The organism is Chromatiales bacterium 21-64-14 (assembly GCA_002255365.1).
Classification (GTDB): Bacteria; Pseudomonadota; Gammaproteobacteria; order 21-64-14; family 21-64-14; genus 21-64-14.
This window is the reverse complement of record NCBI01000066.1, coordinates 1-8,979: the sequence shown is the minus strand read 5'-3', so window position 1 is coordinate 8,979 and position 8,979 is coordinate 1. Positions and strand designations below refer to the sequence as shown.

Annotated in this window: 9 protein-coding genes and 1 pseudogene; 5 read left to right on the top strand and 5 right to left on the bottom strand. The window is 60.7% G+C overall.

Features of this window, described 5'->3' with window-relative positions; translation table 11 throughout:
* The coding region (locus tag B7Z66_15275) for an excinuclease ABC subunit A (protein OYV74801.1) at positions 1-1,697 on the bottom strand (1,697 nt) is incomplete at its 3' end.
* Between the two features lie 612 nt (positions 1,698-2,309).
* Here B7Z66_15275 and B7Z66_15270 point away from each other — a divergent pair.
* From B7Z66_15270 to B7Z66_15260, 3 genes are all read left to right on the top strand, one after another.
* Entirely contained in the window at positions 2,310-2,798 is a 489-nt protein-coding gene (locus B7Z66_15270; GenBank protein ID OYV74800.1) for a hypothetical protein, read from the top strand.
* Positions 2,799-3,405: 607 nt separating this feature from the next.
* Complete coding sequence (locus tag B7Z66_15265) at positions 3,406-3,873, top strand: hypothetical protein (protein ID OYV74799.1); 468 nt, start codon at positions 3,406-3,408, stop codon at positions 3,871-3,873.
* Positions 3,874-3,875: 2 nt separating this feature from the next.
* Positions 3,876-5,081, top strand: coding sequence for a hypothetical protein (locus B7Z66_15260; GenBank protein ID OYV74798.1), 1,206 nt, complete (start codon positions 3,876-3,878; stop codon positions 5,079-5,081).
* A 123-nt stretch (positions 5,082-5,204) separates the two neighbouring features.
* Here B7Z66_15260 and B7Z66_15255 read toward each other — a convergent pair whose 3' ends face one another.
* Positions 5,205-5,681 carry a hypothetical protein gene (locus tag B7Z66_15255; GenBank protein ID OYV74797.1) on the bottom strand — a complete coding sequence of 159 codons (477 nt, stop codon included), beginning with the start codon at positions 5,679-5,681 and terminating at the stop codon, positions 5,205-5,207.
* A gap of 568 nt (positions 5,682-6,249) precedes the next feature.
* On the opposite strand from B7Z66_15255, the gene B7Z66_15250 reads away from it, so the two are divergent.
* Together B7Z66_15250 and B7Z66_15245 are read left to right on the top strand one after the other, a co-directional pair.
* Entirely contained in the window at positions 6,250-6,519 is a 270-nt protein-coding gene (locus tag B7Z66_15250; protein OYV74802.1) for a prevent-host-death family protein, read from the top strand.
* A gap of 4 nt (positions 6,520-6,523) precedes the next feature.
* Entirely contained in the window at positions 6,524-6,835 is a 312-nt protein-coding gene (locus B7Z66_15245; GenBank protein OYV74796.1) for an addiction module toxin RelE, read from the top strand.
* A 167-nt stretch (positions 6,836-7,002) separates the two neighbouring features.
* On the opposite strand, the gene B7Z66_15240 is transcribed toward B7Z66_15245, so the two are convergent.
* The 3 genes and pseudogenes from B7Z66_15240 to B7Z66_15230 form a co-directional block, all read right to left on the bottom strand.
* On the bottom strand, positions 7,003-7,356 hold the full coding sequence (locus B7Z66_15240) for a hypothetical protein (GenBank protein OYV74795.1): 354 nt from the start codon (positions 7,354-7,356) through the stop codon (positions 7,003-7,005).
* A pseudogene (locus tag B7Z66_15235) lies at positions 7,328-7,874 on the bottom strand (hypothetical protein). Before B7Z66_15235 ends, B7Z66_15240 begins: the two are co-directional and overlap by 29 nt.
* Positions 7,875-7,930: 56 nt before the next feature.
* A complete protein-coding gene (locus B7Z66_15230; protein ID OYV74794.1) occupies positions 7,931-8,830 on the bottom strand; it encodes a transcriptional activator NhaR in 900 nt (299 codons plus the stop codon).
* Positions 8,831-8,979: the final 149 nt, after the last annotated feature.

The following is an 8,979-nucleotide window of genomic DNA, read 5'->3' as shown; positions in this document are numbered from 1 at the left end:
AGATCCAGGATGCGGTCGGCGGCGAGCATCACCTGGCGATCGTGTTCCACCACCAGCAGGGAGTTGCCCGCGTCGCGCAGCCGGTGCAGCACCGCGATTACCCGGTCCATGTCGCGGGGATGCAGGCCGATGCTCGGTTCATCCAGCACGAACAGGGTGTTTACCAACGAGGTGCCGAGCGCGGTGGTCAGATTGATGCGCTGCACCTCGCCGCCGCTCAGGGTGCGCGACTGGCGATCCAGGGTCAGGTAGCCGAGGCCTACTTCCACCAGGTAGCGCAAGCGGGAACGGATCTCCGCCAGCAGCAGTTCGGTGGCCGCGTCCAGGGGCGCCGGCAGGCGCAGTGCATCGAAGAGCGTGTGGCCAGCGCTAATCGGCAACTGCATCACGTCCTGGATATTCAGGCCCGGCAGGCTGGTGCGCGCAGGCGCGCCGTTGCCCGGCGGATGATCGGGCCTCGTTATCCCGGCCCGGCGCGCATCCGCCGCATCCCCCAGGCGCCAGAGCAGGGCGTCGGGTTTGAGCCGCGCGCCCCGGCATTGCGGGCACAGGTCATAGGAGCGGTAGCGCGACAGCAGCACCCGGATGTGCATCCGGTAGCTCTTGGTCTCCAGCCATTCGAAAAACCGCCGCGCCCCGTACCAGCACTTGTCTTTCCAGGATCCCTCTCCTTCCAGTACCCATTCCTGCTGCGCGCGGATGAGGGCGTGCCACGGCACGTCGGTGGGCACGCCGCGCTTGCGTGCGTAGCGCATCAGGTCGCCCTGGCACTCCCGGTAGCTGTCGGTCTGCCACGGCTTCACCGCACCCTGCGCCAGGGTCTTGTTCGTGTCCGGCACCACCAGCCCATAGTCGATCCCCAGGATGCGCCCGAAGCCGCGGCAGGTGGCACAGGCGCCGATGGGGGAATTGAAGGAGAACAGATTCGGCACCGGATCCCGGTAGTGCAGATCGCACTCCGCGCAGTGCAGGTCCGCGGAATAACGCCATGGACTGCGCGCCTCGCCGTGGGCGTCGAGCGGATAAACCGCCACCCGCCCGTGACCCTGTTTCAGTGCCGCCTCCAGGGCCTCGACGATAGACGCGCGGCGCTGGGGTGTCAGCCGCAAACGCGCCTGCACCACCTCCAGCACGGCGCCGTCCTGGCGGTGGATGCGGGTATAGCCCTGGCGGGCCAGCAGTTCGCGCACCTCTTGCTCGGAGAAATTGTCCGGGACCGTCACCGGGAAGGTGATTAGCGCCTTGCCCTCGTGCGCCGTCGCGGCGCGCGCCGACAGTTCCCGGTACAGGGTCTCCGGGGTGTCGCGGCGCACCGGGCGCCCGCAGCCCTGGCAGTAGAGTTGCGCGGCGCGCGCGAACAGCAGCTTGAGGTGGTCGTTGAGTTCGGTCATGGTGCCCACGGTGGAGCGGGACGTGCGCACCGGATTGGTCTGGTCCACGGCGATGGCCGGCGGGATGCCGTCGATCCGTGCCACGCGCGGCTTGTCCATGCGGTCCAAAAACTGCCGCGCGTAGGGGGAGAAGGTCTCTACGTAGCGCCGCTGACCCTCGGCGTAGAGGGTATCGAAGGCAAAAGAAGACTTGCCTGAACCACTCACGCCGGTGACGACGATGAGTTCGTTGAGCGGCAGCTTGAGGGTGAGGCCCTTCAGATTATTCTGACGGGCGTCCTCCACGAAGATGTAGTCCTTGGCCATTGGGTTCCTGTTCGGGGGCCGCCCGGAGCCTTGATGCCCCGGTGGCGAACGCCGCTGCGCAATCCGGGTCCAGCCCCGCCGCATTGGCGCGCAGCCATTCCACGCGCCCGTGGGCCGGGGCAAGGGTGCTCCGCGGCTTCGGGACCGGGCCCGCGGCCGCCATGCCCGGCGCAGGGCATTGTAGCGCGCTCCCAGGCCGGGAAGCTGGCGGGGTGTTTGCGCATGGGCCACTCGCGAGTCAAAATCCGGCTTGGCTACGCACCTTATTCGACTGGGACCAGGGGGTAGTGAAATTCACGCCCTACGTCAAGGCGAAACAAGCGAACCCCGGCCCGCTTTCTTTGAGTCTCGGTTTGGCAACGTGCATGCAATGTCCCGCCGGGGCGAGCGCTGCGCCGGTTACCGGCGTTGCCCGGGAGCCGTCCCGTCGCGCCGGCGGCGGCCGGGTCCCGGCAGGTGGCGCCTCTGGTCCCGGGCCACTTCCCCATGGCGCAGCCGCCATGGAGTCGATATGCTAGCCCGCATTGTTCATGGATAACGCGGGCCAGGCACCGCGACAGTATTCACGCGCGCAGGAGGACGATGGGTATGACGCATTCCGATCCACGAGGCATGGTCCGGTACCGGACCATCGGGCGCCGGATCTCCGGGGCGGCGATGGCAACGGTGATGGCTTTCGCAATCAGCCTCACGCTGGTCTCAGCCGCATGGAGCCAGAGTTCGTATCCGGGCAATTCCGCCAACGGCGACACCGGTACGCCCTCCGGCGTCGCCATGCAGGTGACGAGCTGGTTGGTCTCGGTGCCCTACGGCGCCGTCAAGGTCGCTTACGCGTTGACCGGCGGTATCATCGGCGGGATCACCTACCTGCTGTCGGGCGGCAACCTGCCGGCCGCCGAAGCGGTATGGACCCCGAGCATCTATGGTACCTACGTGATCTCGCCGGCCCAGCTGCGCGGCCAGGAGCCGATCCACTTCATCGGGCAGCGGACCGAGAGCCCGCCACCCTACAGCGCGCCCGCCACCAGCGCGCCTGCCAATAACCCGCCGCCCGCCTCCGTTTACCCCACGGAGCCGCAGTCACAGCCGCCACCTCCGTGAGCCGCCGCCGGGGCCGGCATCGTGCCGGTCCCGGCGGGTCTGCTTAGTTTTCCCGGAATTTTATTGCTAACAATAAAAATACTCTGCGCCATATTTTTAGGGTATTTTGGCGGTCACGGTCTTTTAATATATTGATTTTAAAAATATTTATTTCAGTAGGCGAGAGTGACAGTCGCATCTGCGGGCGACCGAAGGGCATGGCCACCGTTATGATGGGAGCCCCATCTACAGGAACCACCCCATTGGCCCGGTTTGATTCCGGGCAATGAACGGCAGCGCGTTGTGGACGTTCAGACACGACACGTCGAACCGCGGACCCCGCCGGGCTCGCGCGGGCTTTCCCGGTGCCTCGGTTAATCAATGAGTCAACTAAGATGGATGGAATCGAACGAGTCTGACCCCAGTGATTGTTGCGGGCGGGCTATTTGCAACCCCCAGTGGCCGGGCGGGAACGGACTTCGCCGCCGTTACGCAGGATAGTTCCCGGATTCTCATCGGTTGCCGATGAAACGGCCCAGCCCCGCCGATTTGAAAAGCGTCTTTGTCGGACTACAATAGCGCTGAAGTGAGATCGAACCCCAACATCCGTGCTGCTTCACTCACGCGGATGCCCTTCGTACAGCGCTGTACCGTATTGCTGATCCTTCTGCTCTTCAGCCCGGTGACGCTCGCGACGCTTGGGCAGCCGGCCTCGACTGCACTGAACGACGGCACGCCACGGATTCAGGCGCGTCAACTCCTGGGCACCAACGGCGCGCAGGTCCAGGATCAATTCATCGTGACCGCGACCGGGGTCGCAGTGCATGAGTTCTCCGCGGGGGGCATCATCTTCGCGATCCGTTGGTCGGGGACGACGATGCCCGATCTCTCCCGGTTACTCGGCGGTTTCTTTCCCCAGTACCGCGCGGCGGTGAGGGCGCGCCGTCTCGGCCGGCGTCGCTCCCCCACCAACCTGCACCGCAGCCAATTGGTCGTTCACTCGGGCGGACACATGCGCGATTACTACGGATCGGCGTATGTGCCGGACTTGGTCCCGGCCGGGATCGACCTGCAGAGCCTCGGCGTGCAGCCGTGAGGGTGCGCGCCACCTACCGGACGTTGTTGGCTGCGCTTGCCCTGGCCCTCACCGGCTGCGGGGGCGGCGGGGGCGGCGGGAGCGGCACGAGCGGCGCAGTATCCAGTCCGAGCGCGGCCAATCAGGTCACGGTCACGGTGATGCAGGATCCGGACATCGCCGGCGTGGCTACGACGAATATTCCGTATGTGACCCTGACGGTCTGCGACACCAACGGCAGCTGCGAGTCGGTCGACCATATCGTCGTTGATACGGGCTCCTATGGTCTGCGCATCCTAAAGACCGCCGTGCCGCAGCTGGTACTGCCCCCGGATGCGGGTTCCTCCCCAGGCGAACACATGGGTGAATGCGTCACGTTTCTGGACGGTTACATGTGGGGGAGTGTCGCCCAGGCGAGTGTGCAGATCGGTGGGGAAAAGACGACTACCAATATACCGATACAATTGATCGCCGACCCATCACTTCCCTCCGCCCCTTCTCCTTCATGCACCGGAACTGGCCCAGATGAGAGCAATCTCGTGGGAATCGGCGGGAACGGGATCCTGGGCATCGGGCCGTTCGTTTCCGATGCCGGTCTCTATTACAGTTGCGGTGCATCCTCCTGCACCGCCCTTACCACTGCCAGTGCCAACATCCCGGTCTCGCAGCAAGTCAGCAACCCTGTCGCCGCGTTTTTGGTGGACAACAACGGCGTGATCCTGCAGATGCCAAGCGTGCCGAGCACGGGCGCGGCGACGGCATCGGGGGTTCTGACCTTCGGCATCGGCACCCAGTCCGACAACTCCATCAGCGGATACGCCATGCTGCAGGCCGATCCCAGCGGGGATTTCTCCGCAACGTTACAGGGTCAAATCTACGGTTCTTCATTTATCGATAGCGGTTCGAACCTTAATTTCGCGACCCTGTCTGGTGTCGCAATCAACAGTCGCGGCGACTACGCCCCGACGGGACTTAGTTCCTATCCCGTCACGCTGACGCCGAATGTCGGCTTGGGATCCGCGCTCGCAACCCAGATTCAGGTCATCGACAGCGAGCAGTTGGATTTCAGCAACATGGCGTTCGATGATATCGACGACCCCGGAACCTCGGCGGGCCCGTCAGGCTATGTGGATCTGGGCATGCCTTTTTTTTACGGTAGGTCCGTAGCGTTCGTCATCAGCGGGAGGGCGAGCCCCGAGGGGGTCGGCCCGCTCTACGGAGTGCAGTGAGGCAGGTCGATCTCTCCCACGCAGGGGCACCGCGCTCCGGATCAATGATATCAATGGGGCCAGACTCACCGCCGTCACACTTAGTTTCTGACGAGCGCTAGTCTTAACTGTAGGCCCGCAGCGTCAGTGGCCGATGGCGCCACACCTCGCGGAGATGCGGTGTCCCTGAATGGTTGTATCCGTGGTGGCGACGTACTGGGGTGCCGCGGGATTGCCGCTGACCCACTGCCACTGGCTGGTGAAGGCGTGGGCGGAAGTACGCACCGAGCCTTTACCATGCATGGTCACACCGGATTCCGCACATGCCATGGTCCAGTGCATCACACCTTTGTGGTCGGTACGTTCGTGGGTCGTGCAGTGACCTTTTCCCGATGGAATCGTCGCCTTGACGCCCTGCCCTTTGTGCAAGCATTGCTGCAGTTGCTTTTCGAACGGGTGGCGGGTGCCCATGACGTGTACCACCCCCTGTTCGTGCATCGACCATAGCCCGGGTTCGAGGCCGGTGACACCATGGGTGTCGACGGTCCCCGCCCAGATTGTGAACGGCAGGGCGGCGAGCGATACGGCGGTGGCAAGTTTTAGGTAACCCTTCAAGTGCATGCCCTCCTCTGGAACGTCGATTCTCTCCGGGTTTCCGCGGAAAGAGTTGGCGCACTCTATAGTGCCGCAGCGAGGGGAATGGTGCCAAGTCCGGAGATTTGCCCGGGCGGCGCGTTTGCCGACCGTTCGGACGTTGTCAATGGGCGTGCCGTAGGCCTGCACACAGAAAAGCCCGCTCCAGGCGGGCCTTCCCAGGCCGTGGTTTTCATGGTGCCGGCGAGAGGACTCGAACCGCCGACCTACTGATTACGAAACTTGCACCTTATTGATGCGTATCTATCTGTTTATTATAGTTTAAGATAAATTTTACGTGCTATGATTTTGCCTCGTTCAACTGATTAATCGTCAGTTGGTCAGCTATAGCGTTGAATTGATTTGTCCGCTACCTGATTTCATTATTGCAATTCGAATTGAGCTGCGTCCGTATAAGTAGCCCAAGGGTTACCCTTCGGCCGGCCACTAGCACCGTGGCCACCTACGCCAGTGATGGGGCACTTGTTCGCTCTATTGAATGGTCTATTAACAGGTGCTATTGTGAGACCTGTATTCGGGGCCTGTGGAGGCGCTCATGAGCATCAAATTTTCCGAAGACTTGGTTCCGCTCTCTGACCTCAAGGTCAACCCCGGTCGCGTGGTGAAGCACACGACAGAAGCACATCGCCCCGTCCTTCTCACCAGTCGTGGCCGAGGCGTTGCGGTAGTCCAATCGGTTGCCGATTATGAGAGCGCGGAAGAAGAGCGCTCCTTTATGCGTGCGGTGGTGGAGGGTCTCTCAGACCTGGAAGCCGGACGCGAAATCTCCCTTGCCAAGGCCAAGGCCAGGCTCGGCCTCAAATAGTTCTATGCCTCGAGTTCACATTAGCTTTGCCGAGTCTGCGCTCACCGATCTTGAGTCGCTAAGGGCTTGGTACGCGGAACAAAGCGTGCCGGATGTGGGCACAAGATTAATAGCGGAGATTTTTCAACGGATCAGTACGCTCGCCGATCATCCGGACATTGGGCGTGTGGTACCCGAGTTCGGTCAGGATTTTCTTCGTGAGCTCATCCAACCACCCTTTCGCATCGTCTACCGGCGTCAACCAAAGCAGGTGCAGGTAGTCAGGATATGGCGCAGCGAACGTCTGCTGCGTCTTACTCCCGACCTCAACGATTGATTGGTATATATGCACCCTGGTGACCATCGGGCTCACATCATTATTCCAGGCCTGTAGCCTTGCTGGTGTCAGTGGTATGTACTGCAGGGCAACACAAGCACACTCACGGTGTTTGCCTTTACACATTTAGCTTCTACGATGCTATCAAAGTCCCGTTCATTAGCAGGTTAAGAGCCTGATTGAGGGGTTCGCGGCAGCATTCGCAGCAAGGATTTTCTTGCCTCCTCCAGAAACAGTACGTTGAACGCTACCGCGAAGGCCTTGAACCAGTCCTGAATTTCCAGACCCGTGGTGCTGAAGATGTCCTGTGCGGGCGGCCAGTGCACCACCACGGCTTGCAGCACCAGCACCGCCGCCAGTGCCAGCCAGAGTTTGCCATTGCGGAAGAAGCTCGCGTTGAAGGACGTGCCGTGTTCCGCGCGGGCGTTGAAGGCGTTTAAAATCTGGAACAGCACGAAGGTGGTGAATGCCAGCGTCAGCGCATAGCGCGAGTCATGCGTGGTGAGTCCCTGCTGAAACATCGACAATCGCCAGCGCTACAAAAAAAAGTGATCAAGGCCTTGGGTACACGGCTCGCCAGTAAGGCCAACGCGCCGATGGCAAAGGCGATATCCGTAGCCATGGGGATACCCCAACCGCGTGCGGCATCGCCTTCCGGATTGATAGCGAAATAGATTAATGCCGGCACCACCATGCCGCCGATTGCCGCCCCTATCGGCAGTGCGGCATTGCGCAACTCTGCCAGTTCACCTACGAGTATTTCGCGTTTCAACTCCAGACCGACGACAAAAGAGAACAGTGCCATGAGTCCGTCATTGATCCAATGATGCAGACTCATTTCCAGCGACCAACTACCGATAGTGAAGCCGATAGGTGTGTGTACTGCATGTTGATAGGCGGACGCCAACGGCCCGTTATCCAGCACTAATGCCAGGATCGCCGTACCTATCAGCAACAAACCACTGGTGGTTTCCCGGTGAATAAACTCTTCGAACGGCGTGAGTACCTTGTCGAAGCTCTTTTTTCCAGGGGGCGTTATAGACGCCGGTTTTCACCGTGGGGATAGGATTCAGATCTTCATTCATTGGAATCGGCTTATGCCTCATCATCAGTAAACAGCGACTCGCGTGCGGCCTTCAGCACGACAGTGACGACAGGGTGCAAGATCCGACGCTCGACCGATAAGGCATAGAAATATTCTTTCACCTCTTCAACCCGACCAATCGCCATTGCTTGATACTGCAATTCGACCTCTGCCTCGATTGCAGCCGGCGCGATAAAGATCCCCGCCCCTTGTTGGCCGAAGGCCTTCATCAGTGCGCTGTCATCAAATTCGGCAATCATGCGCGGATGCAGGCGATTTTTATCCAGCCACTGGTCAATGCGGGAACGTAACTGATTACCGATGGTTGGCAGGAGCAATGGCGCTCCGTCCAGACAGCGTGGGAATTCACCCTTGAGCATTTTCTTGACTTTTTTAGTGGCAAAAAAAGATATACCGCATTCGCCGAGCTTGTGACTGAAACACCGCGTGCTGACCAAGGGCGGGATGGGACGATCGGCCAGCACCAAATCAAGACGGTGCACGGCCAGATCTGCCAGCAGCGTATCGAAGCTAGCCTCGCGGCAGATCATCCGCACGGGTATCTGCAACGCCGGCTGAAGAATTCGATGCGCGATGGACTTGGACACCACATCGACCACGCCAACCTTGAACAGCTGGGGGCGTCCATCCGGCAATTGGTGCATCACTTCCTGTAGCTCATCGCCGAGCGAAAAGATCTCGTCGGCATAGCTCAACACCAGCCGACCGGTCTCGGTCAGCTCCAGATTGCGTCCGGCCCGCGCGAACAGCGGTACGCCAAAATAGTCTTCCAGCAGGCTCAATTGTCCGCTGATGGTCTGTGGCGTCAGGTGCAGCCGTTCGCTGGCCCTGGCGACACCTCCCTCCCGGGCGACAGCCCAGAAGTAATGTAAATGCTTATAGTTAATCATAGGGATACCATTACTTCGTAATTAACGAAGAGTATAGCAAGTATATTCGTAGGCGGTTTCAATGACCAAGTGCAAAAAGTGCGGCATGATGCTGCCTGAAGTCGAAATCATCCGGAGTGAACAACTCGGCCGGACATTTAAAGCCCAAC

Excerpts from the sequence above, each read along its gene's own strand:
- B7Z66_15270 (OYV74800.1), top strand. The coding sequence starts at position 2,310 with ATGGTCCGGTACCGGACCATCGGGCGCCGGATCTCCGGGGCGGCGATG.
- B7Z66_15265 (OYV74799.1), top strand. The coding sequence starts at position 3,406 with ATGCCCTTCGTACAGCGCTGTACCGTATTGCTGATCCTTCTGCTCTTC.
- B7Z66_15255 (OYV74797.1), bottom strand. The coding sequence starts at position 5,681 with ATGCACTTGAAGGGTTACCTAAAACTTGCCACCGCCGTATCGCTCGCC.
- B7Z66_15250 (OYV74802.1), top strand. The coding sequence starts at position 6,250 with ATGAGCATCAAATTTTCCGAAGACTTGGTTCCGCTCTCTGACCTCAAG.
- B7Z66_15245 (OYV74796.1), top strand. The coding sequence starts at position 6,524 with ATGCCTCGAGTTCACATTAGCTTTGCCGAGTCTGCGCTCACCGATCTT.
- B7Z66_15240 (OYV74795.1), bottom strand. The coding sequence starts at position 7,356 with ATGTTTCAGCAGGGACTCACCACGCATGACTCGCGCTATGCGCTGACG.
- B7Z66_15230 (OYV74794.1), bottom strand. The coding sequence starts at position 8,830 with ATGATTAACTATAAGCATTTACATTACTTCTGGGCTGTCGCCCGGGAG.